We start from the raw sequence: 19,151 nt of genomic DNA, 5'->3' as shown, positions 1-19,151 counted from the left end.
GGCGACCCTACGGGGATTCGAACCCCGGTACTCACCGTGAAAGGGTGATGTCCTAGGCCTCTAGACGATAGGGTCAAACCTTGGACTACTTTTCAGTAACCGATTAAAAAAGCGCCCTCTTACTACAAAGGCGCTTTTTTAAATCAAGCGACTGACCAAAACTGGCGGAGTGGACGGGACTCGAACCCGCGACCCCCGGCGTGACAGGCCGGTATTCTAACCAACTGAACTACCACTCCTGGCAGGAAGCTTTGCTAGCTATTATATAGCATAAAGTGCTTCAAACTTGGCGACCCTACGGGGATTCGAACCCCGGTACTCACCGTGAAAGGGTGATGTCCTAGGCCTCTAGACGATAGGGTCAATTCCTAGAACGATTCAGGTTTGGCAACCCGACGTCTTGTGTTTTGGTGGAGGTAAACGGGATCGAACCGATGACCTCTTGCATGCCATGCAAGCGCTCTCCCAGCTGAGCTATACCCCCGTATCTCAGAGCAGCTTTGCTTAGCAGTGCTGCTCATCGAAGACTTGAATTATAGATTGGATTTCAGCGCTTTTTGAGTCTTTCAATAATTTTTTCACGACCGAGCAATGCCAGCACGGCATCGACCGACGGCGTATGCGCCGTTCCCACCGCCAAAACGCGCACCGGCATGGCCAGCTGAGGCATTTTGATGCCGTGCGCCTTGAGCACTTGTTTGAAGGCGGCGCTGATGGCTTCCTTGCTCCAATCGCCCTGCTCCAGCACTTGCAGCAACTCGTCAATCACCGGCGTGATTTCAGGCGTGACGTGTTGCGCCAGTTCTTCAGCCGTGGGCTGTGGCTCGCGGTAGAACACCTGCGCCCAGTTGGCCAGATCAACCAGCGTATCGCAGCGGTCTTTGAACAGGCCGCAGATACGGGGCAGACGGCCGTCGCACACTGCCTTGGAATCCAGACCCAGCTTTTCCAGGAAGGGCTGCACCATGGCGGCCAGCTCGTCGTCGGCCGTCATCTTCATGTGCTGGGCGTTCACCCAGCGCAACTTGGCGTCGTCAAAACGACCAGCGCTGGCACCCAGGTGGTCCAGATTGAACCATTCCAGGAACTGCTGGCGCGTAAAGATTTCGTCATCGCCGTGGCTCCAGCCCAGGCGTGCCAGGTAGTTCACCATGGCGTCGGGCAGATAGCCTTCATCACGGTACTGCGTCACCGCCTTGGCGCCATGGCGCTTGCTCATCTTCTCGCCCTGCTCGTTCAGCACGGTGGGCAGGTGGGCGAACACCGGCACAGGAGCGCCCAGCGCTTCGAAGATATGGATCTGGCGCGGCGTATTGTTGACATGGTCGTCACCACGGATCACGTGGGTGATGTTCATGTCCATATCGTCCACGCAAACGCAGAAGTTGTAGGTGGGCGTGCCATCGGGGCGGGCGATCACCAGGTCGTCCAGCTCGGAGTTCTGGAACTCGATGTGGCCCTTGCACTTGTCGTCCCAGCCGACCACGCCGGTCAGCGGCGTCTTGAAACGCAGCACCGGCTTCACGCCTTCAGGCACGGGCGGCAGCACTTTGCCCGGCTCAGGGCGCCAGGTGCCGTCGTAGCGGGGCTTTTCCTTGTTGGCCATTTGCTTTTCGCGCAGCGCGTCCAGCTCTTCCATGCTCATATAGCAAGGGTAGACATAGCCTTTTTCTTGCAGCGTGGCCAGCACCTCTTTGTAGCGGTTCATGCGCTGCATCTGGTAGAACGGGCCTTCGTCGGGCGTCAGCTCCAGCCAGGCCATGCCTTCCAAGATAACGTCCACCGAGGCTTGCGTGGAACGCTCCAGATCGGTGTCTTCGATGCGCAGCACAAAATCGCCATGGTTGGCGCGCGCAAAAGCCCAGGGGTAGAGGGCCGAACGGATGTTGCCCAAATGGATAAAGCCCGTCGGCGATGGGGCAAATCGGGTGCGAATCTTATTAGTAGTCATATCAAATTCCTTGTTCGGAAGACTCCATGCCAGCTGGGACCGCGCTTGCAAAACACGGGCCGCGCCGGGGAGGCCCAGCCAGAGCCGCCTCTGAGCGAGAACGCCGCCCTGCGAGAGGACGGCGTGCGGCGGCTCAGCGGGCGGTCACTGGAGGCTGTCCAGTCCGCGGGACAAATCCGCCTTGAGGTCGTCCAAATGTTCGAGCCCCACGGAAATACGAATCAGACCTTGGCCCACGCCAGCGGCCTGGCGTTGCTCTTCGGTCAAACGGCCATGCGAGGTGCTGGCCGGGTGGGTGATGGTGGATTTCACATCGCCCAGGTTAGCAGTGATGCTGCACAACAAGGTGCTGTCGATCACATGGAAAGCATTGGCACGCAATTGCTCGGCGCCCTGCCCCACCACATCAAAAGACAGCACCGCGCCGCCCAAGCCGTTTTGCTGGCGCATGGCCAGCTCGTGCTGCGGGTGGCTCTTGAGGCCGGGGTAATACACGCGCGCCACCTTGGGGTGCGCTTCCAGCCAAGCGGCCAGCTCCAGCGCCGCAGCGCTTTCGGCTTTGACGCGCAGCGCCAAAGTCTCCAGGCCCTTGGTCACCACCCAAGCGTTGAAGGGCGACAGGTTCAGGCCGCCACTGCGCAAGAAGGTGCCCATGACCTTGTCGACCAAGGCGATGGTGCCGCAGACGGCGCCCGCCATCACGCGGCCCTGGCCGTCGAGGAATTTGGTGCCCGAGTGCACCACAATGTCGGCGCCCATTTTGGCGGGCTGCTGCAATACCGGCGTGGCAAAGCTGTTGTCCACGGCCAGCAAGGCGCCGGCTGCGTGGGCCATTTCGGCCAGCGCGGCGATGTCGCACAGGTCGGTCAGCGGGTTGGTGGGCGTTTCAGCAAACAGCAAGCGTGTATTGGGCTTGATGGCAGCCTGCCAGGCGGCCAGGTCGGTTTGCGGCACAAAGCTGGTTTCCACCCCAAAGCGCGCCATTTCCGTGCCCAGCAGCTTGATAGTGGAGCCAAACATGGACTGCGAGCAGATCACGTGGTCACCCGCCTTCAGCGCGGTCAGCGCCACCAGCAAAATGGCCGACATGCCGGTAGAAGTGGCCACCGCGCATTCGGTGCCTTCCATGGCCGCCAGGCGGCGCTCGAAGCTGGTCACCGAAGGGTTGCTGGTGCGCGTGTAGGTGTAGCCCTCTTCCTGCGCAGCAAAACGGCGAGCGGCCGTCTCGGCGCTGGGCTGGACAAAGCTGCTGGTCAGGTACAGGGCTTCGCTGTGTTCGCCCCACTGGCTGCGTTCCACAGCCTCACGGACCGCCAGGGTGTCTGGGTGCAGACCCGGCGGCAATTGCTTGCTAGTCATGAATTTTCCAATACGGCACAAGCCGTTTGATCAGGCCACATCGGCGGCGTTGTGCAAGGACAGGCGCGAGGTGTCGGCGTCGTCTTCTTCGGCCGACACGCGGCCTTCGTTGACTTTGGAGATGCCTTCGGCGGTGATGCCGGTGACGTAGACGCCGTCAAAGCACGAGGCCTCGAAGCCGTTGACGCCGGCATTGAGCTTGCCCACGGCCTTTTTCATGCCATCGACGTCTTGGTAGATCAGGGCGTCGCAGCCGATGTAGGCGCGGATTTCTTCCAGCGTGCGGTCATGCGCAACCAGCTCGCCCGCGGTAGGCATGTCAATGCCATACACGTTGGGGAAGCGCACCGGTGGCGCTGCGCTGGCCAGGTAGACCTTGTTGGCGCCGGCATCGCGGGCCATTTGCACGATTTCTTTCGACGTGGTGCCGCGCACGATCGAGTCGTCCACCAGCAGCACGTTGCGGCCCTTGAACTCGCTGCCGATGGCGTTGAGCTTCTGGCGTACCGATTTCTTGCGCGTGCCTTGGCCGGGCATGATGAAGGTACGGCCCACGTAGCGGTTCTTCACAAAACCTTCGCGGTAAGGTTTGCCCAGCAGTTGCGCCAGCTGCATGGCGCTGGGGCGGCTCGATTCAGGGATCGGGATGACCGCGTCGATCTCGTTAGGCGGCACCATCGAGACCACGCGCTTGGCCAGGGACTCGCCCAGGTTCAAGCGGGCCTGGTAGACCGACATGCCGTCGAGCACCGAATCCGGGCGGGCCAGGTAAACAAATTCAAAAATGCAGGGGTGCAGCTTGGGGTTCTCGGCGCACTGGGCAAAGGTGACCGAGCCGTCGTTGCCGATAAACACTGCTTCGCCGGGCGCAATATCGCGGTCCAGCTGTTGCATGGTGCCTTCGAGCGCTACCGATTCGCTGGCCACCATCACCGTGCCGTCAGCGCCCTTGCCGATGCACAGCGGGCGGATGCCGTTCGGATCGCGGAAAGCCACCACACCGTGGCCGGCGATCAGCGCGATCACGGCGTAGGAGCCCTGGATGCGCTTGTGCACAGCGCGCACGGCGTTGAACACGTCTTCCTTTTGCAGCGGCACACCGTGCGTGGCGCGCTCGAGCTCGTGCGCGAACACGTTCAGCAGCACTTCCGAATCGCTCTCGGTGTTGGTGTGGCGGTGGTCGGTGGAGAACAGCTCCTTGCGCAGCGCCACCGCGTTGGTCAGGTTGCCGTTGTGCACCAGCACAATGCCAAAAGGCGCATTCACGTAGAAAGGCTGTGCCTCTTCTTCGCTGAAAGCGTTGCCGGCCGTCGGGTAGCGCACCTGGCCCAGACCCACATTGCCCGGCAAGGCGCGCATATTGCGGGTACGGAACACGTCCTTGACCATACCCTTGGCCTTGTGCATGAAGAACTTGCGTCCCTGTTGCGTTGCGATGCCAGCCGCATCCTGTCCACGGTGTTGCAGCAGCAACAGCGCGTCATAGATCAACTGATTGACTGGCGTGCTACTGACGACTCCGACGATTCCACACATATTGAGCGTTCCAAAAACGTTAACGCGGCTCTACCGCGATGCGTGCCCCAGCCTCGGTGAGCTGGTCCACCAGTGAAGACCAATGTCTTCCCATTTCTTGCGGCATCCATGGCCGCAAAACTGACACTGCCGACACCAGGTACGGTGCCAGCACCGAAGTGTTCCAGATTTGCGATTCCCGCATCGGCGTCAGCAGAAAAACCAGAGCTAACAGTACAAGTAGTAACAGGCCGCGCAAGGCGCCGAACAGTGCGCCCAGCACCCGGTCAAAAGGCCGCAGCCCGACCGCCTGTATCAGTTTGCCGACCAGCCAGATGGCAATGCCCAGCGCAAACAAAGCAGCTACAAAGGTAATGACAAAGCCGGCGCCAGTGCGTAAGCCTTCGTCTACATCGTGCATCGGCAGCCAAGCACCCACCTGGGCACCCCAAAGCCGGGCAGCAAAAAAAGCCACCACCCAGCTGGCCAGCGACAGCACTTCAAACACCAGGCCGCGCCAGACGCCAATGAGCACCGACGCCACCAACACCACCACAAAAACCCAATCAAGCGCCGTCACAGACTGCCTTTGCCGGGGTTGTGCAGGAATGCATGGCAGCTATTTGGAGCCGGACAGCCACTTTGCAAGCCATGCCCGAGCTTACATGGGCACCAGTGCCGCAGGCAGACCCTGGGCCTTGACCTTGGCGGCAGCGCGGTCCGCCTCTTCCTTGCTGTTGAACGGGCCCACGCGTACGCGGACGCGGTTGCCCGAGCCCGTCTTGACGTTCTGCGTAAAGGCAGCCACGCCGGCCATCTGCAGCTTGGCGCGCACTTCGGAGGCTTTTTCTGCCTCGGCGAAAGCGCCTACCTGGATCATGTAACGCTGCGCGGCGGCGGGCGCCTCGGGCTTGGCGGCGGCTTCGGCCTTGGGCGCAGGTTCGGGTTTCGCAGCGGCAGCCGCGGCTGGGGCGGCGCGGCCTTCCATCATGGCGCGCACGCGCTCGGCCTCTTCGTCGCGCTTGGGCTTGGCCGCTTCCTTGGGTTTTTCTTCCTTTTTGGGCTCAGGCTTGGCGGCCGGCTTGGCTTCGGGCTTGGGCTCGGGTTTTGCTTCTGGCTTGGCCTCGGGTTTGGGCTCAGGCTTGGCCGCCGGTTTGTGCTCTTCCTTGGGCTTGTCTTCTTTTTTGGGCTCTGGTTTCTGCTCCGGTTTCGCCTCAGGTTTGGTTTCGGGCTTGGCCGCTGGCTTGGTTTCCGGTTTGGCAGGCGTAGCAGCGGCGGCTGCAGGCTTGTTGTCTGCGGGCTTGGCCGTGCTGTTGGCAACGCCGGCAACTACGGCGCCTGCAGCCGCAGCTGCGGCGGCCGTACGCGCTGCCGTACTGCCAGAGCTGCTGGAGCCGCCCGACACAATCTCTTCACCCGCCACCAGGCCGTTGTCGCCCGAGGTAGAACGCCCACCAGGCGGCGTGACCGGGGTGCTGCCCGTGGGCGGCACGGCCAGAGCGGCTACCTTCTCGCGGTCAGGAATCTCGATCGACGCGTTCACCGGCACCGGGCGGGGCTGGGTGTCAAACAGCATCGGGAAGCCGATGATGGCCAGCAGCACCAGCACGGTCGCGCCAATCAGGCGGTGGCGTGCCCGCCTGCGCATGGCCTCCACGCTCTCGGCAGGGTTGCTGCGCGGGGCACGGATCACGCGCTCCTGCTGCTCTGGTTCCTGCTTTTTACCGGGCCAACGAAGATTGAGAATTGCCATGGACGATTCGGGGTGGTCGCTGCTGCCGGCCTGCGCCAGCGGCGGTGTTTATTTCAGGTGCTTGGCTTCGAGCCGGGGAACACCGTCTTTCAGCACCCCACCCACCGTATAGAACGAGCCGAAAACCACGATTCTATCAGCGGGTTCTGCAGCTTCGATAGCAGCCTGCAAAGCGGCCATGGGGTCCGGGTGGCAGCTGGTGGTCACATCGTGGCGTTTGTCCGACAGCAGCTGCACCGCGTTCCACTTGGACTGCAGATCGCTCGCCTTCTCAGCCCGGGGCGTGGGCAGGTCGGTGAAGTACCAGCGGTCTACCAGCGGGCCGATCTTGCGCAGCATCGGCGTCAGGTCTTTGTCGTGCATGGCGCCAAAAATGGCGTGCGTGGTGGGGAAGTAGCCCATCGCATCCAGATTGGCTGCCAGCGCCGCAATAGCGTGCGGGTTGTGGCCCACGTCCAGCACCAGCGTGGGCTGGCCAGGCACGATCTGGAAGCGACCCGGCAGCTCTACCATGGCCAACCCGTTGCGCACGGCCTGCGCCGTGACCGGCAAGCGATGGCGCAGCGCCTCGTAGGCGGCCAGCACGCCCGAAGCGTTGACCAGCTGGTTGGCGCCACGCAGCGCCGGGTAAGCCATGCCCGAATAGCGGCGGCCACGGCCGGCCCAACCCCACTGCTGCTTGTCGCCTTCGTAGTTGAAATCGCGGCCAAAGCGCCACAAATCGGCACCGATCGACTCAGCGTAATCCACCACGCTTTGCGGCGGCATCGGATCGCTCACCACGGCGGGCTTGCCGGGGCGCATGATGCCGGCTTTCTCGCGGCCAATGCTTTCGCGGTCGGGGCCGAGCAGCTCCATATGGTCCAGATCGACGCTGGTGATGATGGCGCAGTCGGTGTCGATGATATTGGTGGCATCCAGGCGGCCGCCCAGGCCCACTTCCAAAATCGCCACATCCAGCTTGGCCAGGCTGAGCAGGCGCAAGATCGCCAAGGTGGTGAACTCAAAATACGTCAGCGAGATCTCGGGTGCCTGCAGGCGCGCCGCCTCTACTGCCTCGAAATGCGGCAGCAGATCGGCGGCCGACACAATCTCGCCGCGCACACGGCAGCGCTCTTCGAAATGCACCAGGTGCGGCGAAGTAAAAACACCCGGGCGATAACCGGATTCCAGCGCAATCGCCTCGGCCATGGCACAGGTCGAGCCCTTGCCGTTGGTACCGGCCACGGTGATCACCGGGCAGTCAAAACGCAGTTGCAGGCGCTCGGCCACAGCCTTGACGCGCGTCAGGCCCATGTCGATGCTGCTGGGGTGAATCTGCTCGCAGTGCGCGAGCCATGCCTCTAGGGTAGGGAAAGTGGTTTGCATACTGGCCTCTATTGTGGCCGAGCAGGCTTGCCCACGTGCCACTCAGGCTTGTTGCCGCGGGCGCACCGCCTTCTCTCCCCAAGCTGGGAACTTGCCGGCCTGGGGCTGCTTTTTCAACGCCAGCCGCCCCTGCGTCATGAATGCATGCACAGAGCAAACCCTCACTCGCCCCTGAGCCTGCGCCGCATGTGGCGGCGCTGCCACGCCCAAAACGCTACGCCCGCCCGATAATAAAACCCCGGTCATCAACCAGAAGGCTTTGTCATGAAGGCATTTCAACACTCTGCCGCAGCGTTGGCGTTCGTATGGATTGCAGGATGTGCTTCAAGCCCGTCTTCGACCAGTTTTCCAGATGGCGCCCGTACGCCGACCGCTGCAGAACTGCAGGCCGTGCTGACGGGGAAATCGTTCAGCTTCTCCACGCCACGGGGCAACGTTCGCTCCGACTATGCGGCGCAAGGCAATGGTTTGACCATTTTCTTCCCCGGTGGCTCGGACACTGGAACCTGGCGTACAGAAGACGGCAGAGTCTGCATGGACCTCCGAAAACAAGGGGCCGTCTGCAACGACATCCGCTTGGTTGGCAGCGAGCTGTATCAAAAACGCTCCACCGGCGATGTGGTCAAGAGCACACCAGTCAAATAGAAGCAGGCCGTCTGGCTAGGCGCAAGGCTCGGCGAGCATCGCCATTTTTTGCGGACAGGCAGAACGCGTAGCAAAGCACCCTGCCGCGCCAGCAACCGCGCCCAATAGCCTGCAGATGCAGCAAAAACCAGCTGCATCTGCATTATTTCGCCGTATTGGTTCTACGCCGTAGCGCTTTTGCCAATGGCAAATCAAGCAGTGCAATTGCGCTACATGCGCAGGCGGGTGCGCTGCGGCTGCAGTGCCAACGCCTTTCGCAGCAGCGCAAAGCGCCAGCAACGACCGCGCAGCCGGCGTCACCACTCGGCCACGCTGCCGTCGGCGTGGCGCCAGACCGGGTTGCGCCAGCGATGGCCCTCCTGGGCGCGCTCGGCCACATAGGCTTCGTTCACCTCAATGCCCAGGCCCGGACCGCTCGGCATGGCGACAAAGCCATCCTGGTAGTTGAAGGCTTCGCGGTTGTGCACGTAATCCAGCAAGTCGTTGCTCTGGTTGTAGTGGATGCCCAGGCTTTGCTCCTGGATAAAGGCGTTGTAAGACACCGCATCGATCTGCAAATTGGCCGCCAGCGCAATCGGCCCCAGCGGGCAGTGCAAGGCCAGCGCCACGTCGTGCGCCTCGGCCATGGCGGCGATCTTGCAGGTTTCGGTGATGCCGCCGGCATGCGAGGGATCGGGCTGGATGATATCTACCCCGCCCTGCGCCAGCACGCGCTTGAAATCCCAGCGCGAATACAGACGCTCGCCCAGCGCGATAGGCGCCGCGTTGATGGCCGCCAGCTCGGGAATCACCTCCAGGTACTCGCTCAGCACCGGCTCTTCGATGAACATCAGGTTGAACTCGCGCAGCTCGCGCATCAGCACCTTGGCCATGGGCTTGTGCACACGGCCATGGAAATCGACGCCAATGCCAATATCTTTGCCCACCGCCTCGCGGATCGCGGCCACATTGGCCACCGCTTGCTCCACCTTGGCGTTGCTGTCGATGTACTGCATCTCCTGCGTGCCGTTCATTTTGACGGCGGTAAAACCACGCGCCACGGCCGCTTGCGCCTGGGCAGCCGTATCGGCCGGCCGGTCGCCACCAATCCAGGAATAGACGCGAATGCGCTCGCGCACCGGGCCGCCCAGCAGCTCGTACACGGGCACGCCCAGGGCTTTGCCTTTGATGTCCCACAGCGCCTGGTCCACGCCAGCAATCGCGCTCATCATGACCGGGCCGCCGCGGTAAAAGCCGGCGCGGTACATCACGTTCCACAAATCCTGCACATGGCGCGGATCGCGGCCAATCAGGTAATCGGACAGCTCTTCCACGGCGGCAGCCACGGTCTGCGCCCGCCCTTCCACCACCGGCTCGCCCCAGCCGCAAATGCCGGCATCGGTCTCGATTTTCAGAAAGCACCAGCGCGGCGGCACCAGCCAGGTGCTCAGTTTTGTGATTTTCATAAACGGTTCTCTCCAGCGCCCGTCTCAGGCGTCAAAATTGAGCAAGACTTTCATGGCTTGCGAGCGATCGGCCGCCAGTGCAAAGGCACGCGCCGGATCGCGGAAGGACAAGGTGGCCGAGATCAGCGGCCGCACATCCACCAGGCGCTTGTTTAGCAGCTCCACCGCTATTGCGAACTCCTCGTGGAAGCGGAAAGTGCCGCGCCAGTCAAACTCCTTGGCCACCAGCGTGTTCACGGGCAACGTCATCTCACCAGCCGACAAGCCCAGTTGCACGATCACGCCACGCGGGCGCAGCACCTCAAAAGCACCGGCCAGCGCGGCCTGGTTGCCACTGGCTTCCAGCAACACGTCGAACTGGCCCTTGTCGGCGGCAAAGCGGGCCAGCGCCTGCGGATCGTCTGCCACATTGAGCGCCTCGTCGGCGCCCACCTGCAATGCCTTGGCGAGCGGGTGCGCGGCGCGGTCCGTCGCCACAATGTGCGCAGCACCAGCGCGCCGCGCAGCAATCACGGCCAGCGCACCAATCGGCCCGCAGCCAGTGACTAGCACTTTTTTGCCCAACAGCGGGCCCGCGCGCTGCACACCATGCAGGGCCACGGCCAGCGGCTCGGCCATGGCGCCTTCGGCGTCGCTCACATGGTCTGCCAGCACATGGGCTTGCTCGCGCTTGACCACGATCTGCTGGCGAAACGCGCCCTGCACATGCGGCATGCGCATGGCACTGCCGTAGTAGCGCATGTCCAAGCAATGGTTTTGCAACCCTTGCTGGCAAAACCGGCATGCTCCGCAAGGCCGGCTGGGGCTGATGGCCACGCGCTGGCCCACCATGGCAGCCAGCGCCTGCGAGCCCGCCGCCTCTACCACGCCCGACACCTCGTGGCCCAGCACCATCGGCTCCTGGATACGCACGGTGCCGAAGCCGCCGTGGCTGTAGTAATGCAGATCTGAGCCGCAGATGCCGCCGCAGCGCACCCGCACCAACAGCTCGTCCGGCCCGGCCTCGGGCGTGGGCAGGCTCTGCACCCGCAGATCGCCCGGCGCATGAATGACTAGCGCTTCCATATGGCAAAGATTCCTGTGTTGAATAAATGACAGCCCAACCGGCTCAGCGGGTCATCCACTGCAGCGGCCACATCACGATCTGCGGGAACAGCACCAGCAAAAACATCACGATCGTCTGCGCCACCATGAAGGGCACCACGCCCTTGATGGCGCCGCTCATCGGGATCTTGGCTACGCCGCAAACGACATTGAGTACCGTGCCCACCGGCGGGGTAACCAGGCCGATGGCGTTGTTCATGATGAACAGCACGCCGAAGTACACCGGGTCGATGCCGGCCTGCTTGAGCACGGGCATCAGCACCGGCGTCATGATCAGCACCGTGGGCGTGAAATCCAGCGCCGTGCCCACCAGCAGCACCAGCACCATCAGCGCAAAGGTGAGCAGCATCTTGTTGCCCATCAGCGGCTCCACCAGTTCGGCCAGCTGCTGCGGAATATTGGCCGTGGTGATGAGCCAGGCCGAGACGCCGGCCGCCGACACCAGGAACATGATGATGGCCGTGGTTTCCGCCGCGCGGTAGATCAGCCCGAACAACTGCTTGGGCTTGATTTCGCGGTAGACGAACATGCCCACCAGCAGCGAGTAGACGGCAGCAATCACGGCCGCCTCGGTAGGCGTGAACCAGCCGAATTTCAGGCCACCAATGATCACCAGCGGCAACACCATGGCCCACAGGGCCTGGCGCGTGGCCGTCAAGCGCTCGGCCGTGGTACGCCGGGGTTCGGTGACGATCGGGTCGCGCCCGATGCACCAGCGCCAGGCCACCAGAATCGCCACACCCATCAAGATGCCGGGCACGATGCCGGCGATGAACAGCTTGGTGATGGAGACACCGCCGGTCACGCCATACAAGATCATCGCGATCGATGGCGGGATCACCGGCGCGATGATGCCACCACAGGCGATCAGGCCGCAGGAGCGGTTCACGTCGTAACCGGCGCGCCGCATCATAGGCACCAGCACAGCGGCCAGCGCGGCGGTGTCGGCCACGGCCGAGCCCGAGAGCGAAGCCATGATGACGGCCGCGCCAACAGCCACATAACCTAGGCCGCCGCGGATATGGCCGATCCAGGCCATCGCCATCTGGATGATGCGCCGCGTCATGCCGCCCGCGTTCATGAACTCGCCCGCAAGCATGAAGAAGGGCACGGCCAGCAGCGGGAAGTTGTTGGCGCCGTCCCACATGTTCTGCACCACGATCTGCGGGTCGGTGAAGCCCATGTAGTACATCAGAGCCAGGCCGCAGCCGATCAGGGCAAAGGCCACGGGCATGCCCAAGGCCATGAGGCCGAGCAAGGAGCCGATGAAGATGAAGATGGTCATGCTTGGCCTCCTTGCTTGTGGTGTGCGGGCGTCTGGGTTTGCAGCTCGCGCTCGGCCTCCAGTGCTTCTTCCATGCCCTCTTCCTGCACGTCGATCAGTTCGTTATCGGCTACCTGGCCCAGTGCCAGACGCACCAGGTTCGACAGGCAGATCAGCGCAATCGCCGCGCCAGTGACATAGCTCACGCCATACACCCACAACATGCTCAGCTGCGTGACGGGCGAGGCATTGCCGCGAATGATGTCGTGCTGCAACCAGGTGCCGTAAACGATGTACAGGCAGCACACCAGCATGATGGCCTGGCTGATGCCCCAGCACACTTTGCGCCCGGCCGTTGGCAGCAGTTGCACCACCAGATCCACGCCCAGATGCGCGCGCCGGCGCATGCCAACGATGGCGCCCAAAAAAGTGAGCCAAATAAAGGCGAAGCGCGGTATTTCTTCGGCGAAATCAATGCCGGTGTTCCACACGAGGCGCAGCACCACGTTGGCAAACACCAGCACCAGCATGACCACCATGCAGGCGACCATGAGCCATTCGGTCAGGCGCGTGAGCGCGTCGGCCAGGTTTTTCAACAGTTTTCCCATGGCAACAGTTCTCCCTGCGGCGCTGCAGCGGCCGCATCACACTCAGGTTGGCTTGTCAGAACGCATGAACGCTCTCAGCCCAGGCCAGCGGCAACGCTGCCACCGGCCTGTGCGCCTGGCTTATTTGGCGCGGGCTTTGTCGATCTCGGCGAGGAAGCCCTTGACGAATTCGTCACCGATCTGTGGCGCGAACTTGGCGATCACCGGCTTCACCTTTTCCTGCATGCGTGCCAGTTCGGCCGCTGGCATGGCATCCACCGACACGCCAGCTTTCTTGAAGTTGGCGATAGCCGTTTCGTCCCCCTCATCGAGCAGCTTGCGCTGGTACAGACCGGCCTCGGTGGCAGCCTTTTGCACACCCGCCTGGTCGGCCGGCGAGAGCGAGGTCCAGAACTTCTTCGAGGCCACCAGGGCCGACGGCGTGTAGACGTGGTTGGTGATGGTGATGAACTTCTGCACTTCCTGCATCTTGTTCGCCCACATGTGCTGCAGCGGGTTCTCCTGCCCGTCGAGCGCCTTGATCTCCAGTGCCGGGAAAACCTCGGCAAAAGCCATCGGCGTGGCATTGGCACCCAGCGTCTTCCAGGTGTCGAGCGCCACCGGATTGGTCATGACGCGGATCTTCAGGCCCGACACCTCTTCGGGCTTGGCCACGCGGTGCTTGCTGTTGGAGAGGTTGCGGAAACCCATGCCCGTCCAGGTCAGGCCCACCAGGCCGGCGGGCTCGATTTTCTCGAAGATTTTTTTCGACGAAGCACCGTCGAGCACGGCATAGACCTCGCGCGAATCGCGGAACATGAAGGGCAGATCCCAGACCTGCACTTCCTTGACGCGCGAGGACAACGGCGCCAGCGTGCCGATATACATGTCTTGCGTGCCGGCCTGCACGGCTTGCAGTTGCTTCTCGTCGCTGCCCAGCACGGCGCTGTGGTAGGCCTGTACCTTGACGTTGCCGTTGGTGTAGGTACCCACCAGTTCGGCGAACTTGTTCATGGCCAGGGCCTGCGGGTGGCTCTCGGGCATGGCGTGGCCCACGCGCGCCTTGATCTCAGCGGCCGCCAGGCCCGGGCCCAGCGCCAAAGCCGCCAACAAGGCCATGGCCGAGCGACGCATTACCAATCGGGAAGTGTTTGCCATGTCTGTGTCTCCTTCTGTTGTGAATCGAACCTCAAGGTGTCTGCAAACTGCCGTCGAGCAGGCGCGTCTGCGTCCACCGCGTCACCCCGCTGTCACACGGGTACTTGGCCGCTTCGGCCTCGTTGATGTCCACGCCCAAACCTGGCGAGGCGTTGGCATAGACAAAGCCCTGGCGAAACTCGGGCATGCCGGGGAAAACGTCGAGCAAGGCATCGCGCGGGCCTTTGAGCTCCTGGATGACAAAGTTCGGTGGCTCGGTGCCCGACCACTCCTGCACACCAAAATTGCGCGCCGCCAGATCGAGATGGATATTGGCCGCATGCGCCAGCGGCGACATATCGCCCGGCCCATGCCAGGCGGTGCGCACACCGTATTGCTCGGCAAACAGCTGCAGCTTGCGTGCGGGCGTGATGCCGCCGACTTGGCTGAGGTGCACGCGAATGTAGTCGATCAGCTGCTCGGCGATGAGGCTGCGCCATTCCAGCGGGTGGTTGAACAGCTCACCCTGCGCCAACGGCGTACTGGTTTTCTCGCGCAATTGGCGCAGCCAGGCGCCGTCTTCCAGCGCAATCGCGTCTTCCAGAAAAAACAGCTCGTAAGGCTCCAGCGCTTGCGCCAAGCGGATGGCGTCGATGGGCTTGAGGCGCTCGTGCACGTCGTGGCACAGCTCCACCTCAAAACCCACGCGGCTGCGGATGGCGTCGAACATCTTCAGCGTCTCGCGCATGTAGCGGCGCTGGTCCAGATATATGCCAGGCAAGGCGCCCTGCGGCGCATTCGCGGGCGCCGCGCCAAAACTGCCGCCGCCATAACCACCGCTTTGGCAGCGGATATGGGTGATGCCCTGCTCGCGGTATTTCTGGATGTTGTCGCACAGCTCGGCAATGTCACGCCCATCGGCGTGGCGGTAAATCGGCACTGCCTCGCGCACCTTGCCGCCAAACAGTTGGTAGAGCGGCAGGTTGGCCTGCTTGCCCAGCAAATCCCACAGCGCCATGTCCACGCCCGAAATGGCGTTGTTCTCGATCGGGCCATTGCGCCAGTAGGCGTTCTGGTGCATCAACTGCCACAGCTCTTCGATCCGGTTCGCGTCGCGTCCCAGCAGCAAAGGGCGCAGATATTCCTCCACCAGGCATTTCACCGCCAAATGCCGGTAGGCAAAGGTGGCGCAGCCCAGGCCGTACAGGCCGGGCTGGTTGGTGTCGATGCGCACCACCATCAGGTTGATGCCTTCGGGTGCCGTCAGGATGACTTTGACGTCGGTGATCAGCGTGGCCATATGCTGCTTCTGCCTGTTCTTTTGCTAGAGCACGGCCAACATGCCGCCATCGACATAAATCGTCTGGCCGTTGACGTAGTTCGACGCGGCCGAGGCCAGAAACACGGCGGTGCCGCCCAGCTCCTCGGGCTGGCCCCAGCGGCGGGACGGCGTGCGCGCCTTGACCCAGCCGTCGAAGGCCGGGTTTTGCAGCAGCGCAGTGTTCATCTCGGTAGCCATATAGCCAGGGCCGATGGCGTTCACCTGAATGCCCTGCTCGGCCCATTCCGCCGTCATGGCCTGTGTCAGCGTTTTAATACCGCCCTTGGCCGCCGTATAAGGCGCCACCGTGGCGCGAGCCGCCGCACACATGAGCGAACCGATATTGATAACCTTGCCGCCGCGCTGGCGCGCAATCATGCGGCGCGCCGCTTGCTGGCCCACCAAAAACGCACTCGTCAAATTGGTGTTGAGCACCTGGTTCCACTCAGGTAGCGACAGCTCGACGATGGGCTTGCGCAGCTGAATGCCGGCGTTGTTCACCAGAATGTCGATCTCTACGTTTTGCGCATCCAGGCGGGCAAAAGCCTGGGCCACAGCGGCTTCATCGGTCACATCAAAAGCCTGTTCCAGCACCTGATGGCCTTGCTCGCGCAGGCTTTTCGCCGTTTGCGCCAGGCGCTGGGCATCCACGCCATTCAACACCACCCGGGCGCCAGCTTGGGCCAGCGCCTGGGCAATAGCCAAACCCAGGCCACGCGAAGAACCCGTCACCAAGGCGGTACGGCCAGTCAGATCAAACAGAGGGTGGGACATGTGGGAGCCAACTCAAACAACAAAGGTTGAGCAGCATCATCCCAAATTCATATGATCATTAAATCAGAGTAAACCCGAGAATTCGGGAAATCTCTAAGCCTGCCAACTAGGCCTGCCAGCGCGCAATGGTCTCGGCCAACAAGGCGCGCATCCACAAATCCGCATCGGCCGCACTTTGGCGCCGAATGGCCTGCAACACCTTCTCGTGCATCGGCAAACCGTCGTTGAAACCGCCCGCAGTCTGCGCATTCAAGGTCAGCAGCGACTCCAGCGCCGAAGCCACAATACCGCCCAGCGACACCAAGAGCGGGTTGCCCGAAGCCCGCAAAATGCTTTGGTGAAAGCGCAGGTCTGCCTGCACCCAATCCTGAATATTGGTGGCGGCCGCCATACCGTCATAAGCCTGCTGCAGCGTCTGCATCTGTTCTTCACTGCGCAAACTCGCTGCCAAAGAGGCGGCAGCCGGCTCCAGAATACCGCGCATTACCATCAGGTGGCGGCCCATCTCCCGGTCCACCCCCTGGGCGCAGAGCCAGCGCAACACATCAGCATCAAACAGGCTCCAAGCCTCGCGCGGCTTGATGCGGGTGCCGGTGCGCGGCCGCGTCTCCAGCATGCCTTTGGCGCTGAGCGCCTTGATCGCCTCGCGCACTGCAGTGCGGCTGACGCCCAGTAGCGCACACAGCTCGTCTTCATTGGGCAACTTGGCACCCGGGCCGTAAGCGGGGCTGACCACCAGCAAGCCCAGCTCATCCTGCACACGCTGGTGCTGACTGCTGCCAGTGGAAGAGGCAGCCGAGGCAGATGCAGACAAAACACGATCATTCATCACATGATTAAACCCAAATACGCCGCCCGCAGCAAGCCCGGGCTTTCCGCCAGACTGACCTACACTGCCCGGCATGGCAAGGCTTTTCCTTGCCGCTTATTGTCTGGCATATGAAAAACGCATCCACTCCCATCACCGTCTACGGCATCCCCAATTGCAGCACCGTCAAGAAAGCCCGCGTCTGGCTCGACGAGCACGGCCTGGCCTACCAGTTCCACGATTTCAAGAAAGCTGGCGTGCCCGCCAGCCAAGTGCCCCAGTGGATTGCGCAGGCCAGCTGGGAAAAACTGGTCAACCGCCAAGGCACCACCTGGCGCAAGCTCGATAGCGCTGTGCAACAAGCCGTGGTGGATGCCGCCAGCGCCACTGAGTTGATGCAGAGCAACCCCAGCGTTATCAAGCGCCCGGTGGTGGAATGGGCTGACGGCACGGTCACCGTCGGTTTTGACGAAGCCGTCTGGGCGAAAAAGGCCGGCTGAGCGCGCCTTCCGGGCACGCTGCCCCGGCAATCGGCGCCACCCCAGTCCATTTACCCAGGTTTACCTGCCGCTTACAAATGGGCATGTGCAGCGGCGTAGCATGGGGGTTTGAGCCTGGGTCAGCCACACACTGTCCGCCCCCTGCAAAGCCTTGTAAAGCTTGTCGGCACCACATGGCTCAGGCGCGTTGATCGCTCAGTCCCCTGTTTCGTATTTTTGGAGGCGTGTATGCCACGATTCCTGTCCGCCCTGCTCCCTGCCGCCGTTCTCAGCGCCGCTTGCGCTGGCGCCTGGGCGCAAAACAGCTATTCCTACCCCGCGCAGCCCGACCCGTTTCTGGACCAACCAGCCTCCAGCGGCCAGCCGCCCGTGCCTGCCGGCGAGCAAGCCTATGGCAAAGTGCTCTCGGCTACGCCCGCCTATCGCCAGGTGAGCGTGCCGCAACAAGTGTGCAACGACCAGCAGGTCTACACCGGCCAGCGCACCTCGGGCGCAGGCGCCTTGGCGGGTGCCGTGATCGGCGGCGTGTTGGGTAATGGTATCGGCCATGGCTTTGGCCGCGCTGCAGCCACCGGTGTTGGCGTGGTGGCAGGCTCGGCCATCGGCAACCAGCTGGAAGGCGGCGTGCCCAGCTACCAGAACGTGCGCCAATGCGCCACACAGTACGTAACGCAAGACCAGCCCGACGGCTACAACGTGGAATACGAATACGCCGGCCGCCGCTACCACACCCGAACCGACAGCGCGCCCGGCGCCTGGCTGCCGCTCAATGTGCAAGTGCAGCCCGCCATGGCGCAAGAGCAGTACCCCGCCCAGCCCTACGCCGATTACGCCCCTGGTTATGCCACGCCGCAGCCGGGCGTCGTGGTTGGCGCCATGCCCGCACCGGTTGCGGCACCCGTCATGGCCGCACCTGCCTATTACCCAGCGCCGGTCACCGTGCAACCCGTCATCCAACTAGGCATCGGCGGCTACTGGGGCGGCGGCCGCCGCCATTGGCGCTGAACCGGGCACCGAACCGCTCCCGCCCAACAAAAACAGCTGCACCCGCTTGGGTGCCAGCTGTTTTTTCATCTCCTTCAACCAAGGGCCTGTGCTCAGCCTTCTATATAAACACCGGCCAGCGCCGGGCCGACGCTTGTTTACGCCTGCGCCCCGCTCAACTGCCTTTACCGTATTCGGAATGCTGACAAAGCCCTGACCTACAATGGTGGTTTTCCTTTTTTCACTTCCGACCTCCATGACCACCGAGCGCATCGACGGCGTCAGCCTCACCACCAAGGCCAATGTTTATTTTGATGGCAAGTGCATCAGCCACAGCTACCAGTTGGCCGATGGCACCAAGCAATCGGTGGGTGTGGTGCTGCCCGCCACGCTGACCTTCGGCACGGCTGCGGCCGAGATCATGGAATGTGTTGCCGGCGCTTGCGAGTACAAGCTCGACGGCAGCGACGAGTGGAAAAAGTCCGGCCCGGGCGAGAAGTTCAGCATTCCCGCCAACAGCAAGTTCGACATCCGCGTGAGCGAGGCCTACCACTACATCTGCCACTACGCCTGAGCGGCCACGGCCGTGCTGGCCGGCTGGTAGTGAAATCATTCTTGTCTGCCAACGCCCGCTCC

General features: G+C 62.6%; 18 protein-coding genes and 4 tRNA genes. 4 read left to right on the top strand and 18 right to left on the bottom strand.

The window, feature by feature from the left end; all coding sequences use genetic code 11:
- Nucleotides 1-2 precede the first annotated feature (2 nt).
- The 10 genes from ACFIQF_RS18740 to folC all read right to left on the bottom strand — a co-directional run bounded on the left by ACFIQF_RS18740 (nt 3) and on the right by folC (nt 7,946).
- Nucleotides 3-75 (bottom strand) — tRNA-Glu (locus ACFIQF_RS18740).
- Nucleotides 76-162: 87 nt separating this feature from the next.
- Nucleotides 163-239, bottom strand: a tRNA-Asp gene (locus tag ACFIQF_RS18735).
- Between the two features lie 48 nt (nt 240-287).
- Nucleotides 288-363: transfer RNA gene (locus ACFIQF_RS18730), tRNA-Glu, on the bottom strand.
- Nucleotides 364-408: 45 nt separating this feature from the next.
- Nucleotides 409-484: transfer RNA gene (locus ACFIQF_RS18725), tRNA-Ala, on the bottom strand.
- A gap of 63 nt (nt 485-547) precedes the next feature.
- Entirely contained in the window at nt 548-1,951 is a 1,404-nt protein-coding gene (gene gltX / locus ACFIQF_RS18720) for a glutamate--tRNA ligase (RefSeq protein ID WP_393945162.1), read from the bottom strand.
- Between the two features lie 144 nt (nt 1,952-2,095).
- Nucleotides 2,096-3,310 carry an O-succinylhomoserine sulfhydrylase gene (locus ACFIQF_RS18715; RefSeq protein ID WP_393945161.1) on the bottom strand — a complete coding sequence of 405 codons (1,215 nt, stop codon included), beginning with the start codon at nt 3,308-3,310 and terminating at the stop codon, nt 2,096-2,098.
- Between the two features lie 30 nt (nt 3,311-3,340).
- Nucleotides 3,341-4,846 (bottom strand): amidophosphoribosyltransferase, encoded by a 1,506-nt coding sequence (purF, locus tag ACFIQF_RS18710; protein WP_393945160.1) that lies wholly within the window; start codon nt 4,844-4,846, stop codon nt 3,341-3,343.
- Nucleotides 4,847-4,865: 19 nt separating this feature from the next.
- Nucleotides 4,866-5,405, bottom strand: coding sequence for a CvpA family protein (locus ACFIQF_RS18705; protein WP_393945159.1), 540 nt, complete (start codon nt 5,403-5,405; stop codon nt 4,866-4,868).
- 81 nt (nt 5,406-5,486) lie between these two features.
- Entirely contained in the window at nt 5,487-6,578 is a 1,092-nt protein-coding gene (locus tag ACFIQF_RS18700) for an SPOR domain-containing protein (protein ID WP_393945158.1), read from the bottom strand.
- Between the two features lie 48 nt (nt 6,579-6,626).
- Complete coding sequence (gene folC / locus ACFIQF_RS18695; RefSeq protein WP_393945157.1) at nt 6,627-7,946, bottom strand: bifunctional tetrahydrofolate synthase/dihydrofolate synthase; 1,320 nt, start codon at nt 7,944-7,946, stop codon at nt 6,627-6,629.
- Between the two features lie 264 nt (nt 7,947-8,210).
- On the opposite strand from folC, the gene ACFIQF_RS18690 reads away from it, so the two are divergent.
- The gene (locus tag ACFIQF_RS18690) at nt 8,211-8,591 is read left to right on the top strand and encodes a hypothetical protein (RefSeq protein ID WP_393945156.1); all 381 of its coding nucleotides are present in this window, start codon (nt 8,211-8,213) and stop codon (nt 8,589-8,591) included.
- A gap of 296 nt (nt 8,592-8,887) precedes the next feature.
- On the opposite strand, the gene dgoD is transcribed toward ACFIQF_RS18690, so the two are convergent.
- From dgoD to ACFIQF_RS18650, 8 genes are all read right to left on the bottom strand, one after another.
- The gene (gene dgoD / locus ACFIQF_RS18685) at nt 8,888-10,036 is read right to left on the bottom strand and encodes a galactonate dehydratase (RefSeq protein WP_393945155.1); all 1,149 of its coding nucleotides are present in this window, start codon (nt 10,034-10,036) and stop codon (nt 8,888-8,890) included.
- A gap of 24 nt (nt 10,037-10,060) precedes the next feature.
- Nucleotides 10,061-11,101: an L-idonate 5-dehydrogenase gene (locus ACFIQF_RS18680; protein ID WP_393945154.1), complete on the bottom strand. Its 1,041-nt coding sequence runs from the start codon at nt 11,099-11,101 to the stop codon at nt 10,061-10,063.
- Between the two features lie 43 nt (nt 11,102-11,144).
- The gene (locus ACFIQF_RS18675) at nt 11,145-12,425 is read right to left on the bottom strand and encodes a TRAP transporter large permease (protein ID WP_393945153.1); all 1,281 of its coding nucleotides are present in this window, start codon (nt 12,423-12,425) and stop codon (nt 11,145-11,147) included.
- Nucleotides 12,422-13,012, bottom strand: a complete 591-nt coding sequence (locus ACFIQF_RS18670; protein ID WP_393945152.1) for a TRAP transporter small permease — start codon at nt 13,010-13,012, stop codon at nt 12,422-12,424. Before ACFIQF_RS18670 ends, ACFIQF_RS18675 begins: the two co-directional genes overlap by 4 nt.
- Before the next feature lie 120 nt (nt 13,013-13,132).
- Entirely contained in the window at nt 13,133-14,149 is a 1,017-nt protein-coding gene (locus tag ACFIQF_RS18665; protein ID WP_393945151.1) for a TRAP transporter substrate-binding protein, read from the bottom strand.
- 31 nt (nt 14,150-14,180) lie between these two features.
- Nucleotides 14,181-15,428, bottom strand: a complete 1,248-nt coding sequence (locus tag ACFIQF_RS18660; RefSeq protein WP_393945150.1) for an enolase C-terminal domain-like protein — start codon at nt 15,426-15,428, stop codon at nt 14,181-14,183.
- Nucleotides 15,429-15,452: 24 nt separating this feature from the next.
- Entirely contained in the window at nt 15,453-16,223 is a 771-nt protein-coding gene (locus ACFIQF_RS18655; protein WP_393945149.1) for an SDR family oxidoreductase, read from the bottom strand.
- Nucleotides 16,224-16,329: 106 nt separating this feature from the next.
- A complete protein-coding gene (locus tag ACFIQF_RS18650; protein ID WP_393945148.1) occupies nt 16,330-17,037 on the bottom strand; it encodes a FadR/GntR family transcriptional regulator in 708 nt (235 codons plus the stop codon).
- A gap of 125 nt (nt 17,038-17,162) precedes the next feature.
- On the opposite strand from ACFIQF_RS18650, the gene ACFIQF_RS18645 reads away from it, so the two are divergent.
- The 3 genes from ACFIQF_RS18645 (at nt 17,163) to ppnP (ending at nt 19,089) form a co-directional block, all read left to right on the top strand.
- Nucleotides 17,163-17,531: an ArsC family reductase gene (locus ACFIQF_RS18645; protein ID WP_393945147.1), complete on the top strand. Its 369-nt coding sequence runs from the start codon at nt 17,163-17,165 to the stop codon at nt 17,529-17,531.
- A 228-nt stretch (nt 17,532-17,759) separates the two neighbouring features.
- Entirely contained in the window at nt 17,760-18,536 is a 777-nt protein-coding gene (locus ACFIQF_RS18640) for a glycine zipper 2TM domain-containing protein (protein ID WP_393945146.1), read from the top strand.
- A 235-nt stretch (nt 18,537-18,771) separates the two neighbouring features.
- A complete protein-coding gene (ppnP, locus tag ACFIQF_RS18635; RefSeq protein ID WP_393945145.1) occupies nt 18,772-19,089 on the top strand; it encodes a pyrimidine/purine nucleoside phosphorylase in 318 nt (105 codons plus the stop codon).
- Nucleotides 19,090-19,151 lie beyond the last annotated feature (62 nt).

The sequence above is a fragment of the Comamonas trifloxystrobinivorans genome (genome assembly GCF_043359985.1).
GTDB lineage: Bacteria > Pseudomonadota > Gammaproteobacteria > Burkholderiales > Burkholderiaceae_C > Comamonas > Comamonas trifloxystrobinivorans.
Note: the sequence above shows the minus strand (reverse complement) of the source record. Positions and strands in the feature narration are given on the sequence as shown.

Coding starts and splice junctions, on each gene's coding strand:
- gltX (WP_393945162.1), bottom strand. CDS start 1,951: ATGACTACTAATAAGATTCGCACCCGATTTGCCCCATCGCCGACGGGC.
- ACFIQF_RS18715 (WP_393945161.1), bottom strand. CDS start 3,310: ATGACTAGCAAGCAATTGCCGCCGGGTCTGCACCCAGACACCCTGGCG.
- purF (WP_393945160.1), bottom strand. CDS start 4,846: ATGTGTGGAATCGTCGGAGTCGTCAGTAGCACGCCAGTCAATCAGTTG.
- ACFIQF_RS18700 (WP_393945158.1), bottom strand. CDS start 6,578: ATGGCAATTCTCAATCTTCGTTGGCCCGGTAAAAAGCAGGAACCAGAG.
- folC (WP_393945157.1), bottom strand. CDS start 7,946: ATGCAAACCACTTTCCCTACCCTAGAGGCATGGCTCGCGCACTGCGAG.
- ACFIQF_RS18690 (WP_393945156.1), top strand. CDS start 8,211: ATGAAGGCATTTCAACACTCTGCCGCAGCGTTGGCGTTCGTATGGATT.
- dgoD (WP_393945155.1), bottom strand. CDS start 10,036: ATGAAAATCACAAAACTGAGCACCTGGCTGGTGCCGCCGCGCTGGTGC.
- ACFIQF_RS18680 (WP_393945154.1), bottom strand. CDS start 11,101: ATGGAAGCGCTAGTCATTCATGCGCCGGGCGATCTGCGGGTGCAGAGC.
- ACFIQF_RS18675 (WP_393945153.1), bottom strand. CDS start 12,425: ATGACCATCTTCATCTTCATCGGCTCCTTGCTCGGCCTCATGGCCTTG.
- ACFIQF_RS18670 (WP_393945152.1), bottom strand. CDS start 13,012: ATGGGAAAACTGTTGAAAAACCTGGCCGACGCGCTCACGCGCCTGACC.
- ACFIQF_RS18665 (WP_393945151.1), bottom strand. CDS start 14,149: ATGGCAAACACTTCCCGATTGGTAATGCGTCGCTCGGCCATGGCCTTG.
- ACFIQF_RS18660 (WP_393945150.1), bottom strand. CDS start 15,428: ATGGCCACGCTGATCACCGACGTCAAAGTCATCCTGACGGCACCCGAA.
- ACFIQF_RS18655 (WP_393945149.1), bottom strand. CDS start 16,223: ATGTCCCACCCTCTGTTTGATCTGACTGGCCGTACCGCCTTGGTGACG.
- ACFIQF_RS18645 (WP_393945147.1), top strand. CDS start 17,163: ATGAAAAACGCATCCACTCCCATCACCGTCTACGGCATCCCCAATTGC.
- ACFIQF_RS18640 (WP_393945146.1), top strand. CDS start 17,760: ATGCCACGATTCCTGTCCGCCCTGCTCCCTGCCGCCGTTCTCAGCGCC.
- ppnP (WP_393945145.1), top strand. CDS start 18,772: ATGACCACCGAGCGCATCGACGGCGTCAGCCTCACCACCAAGGCCAAT.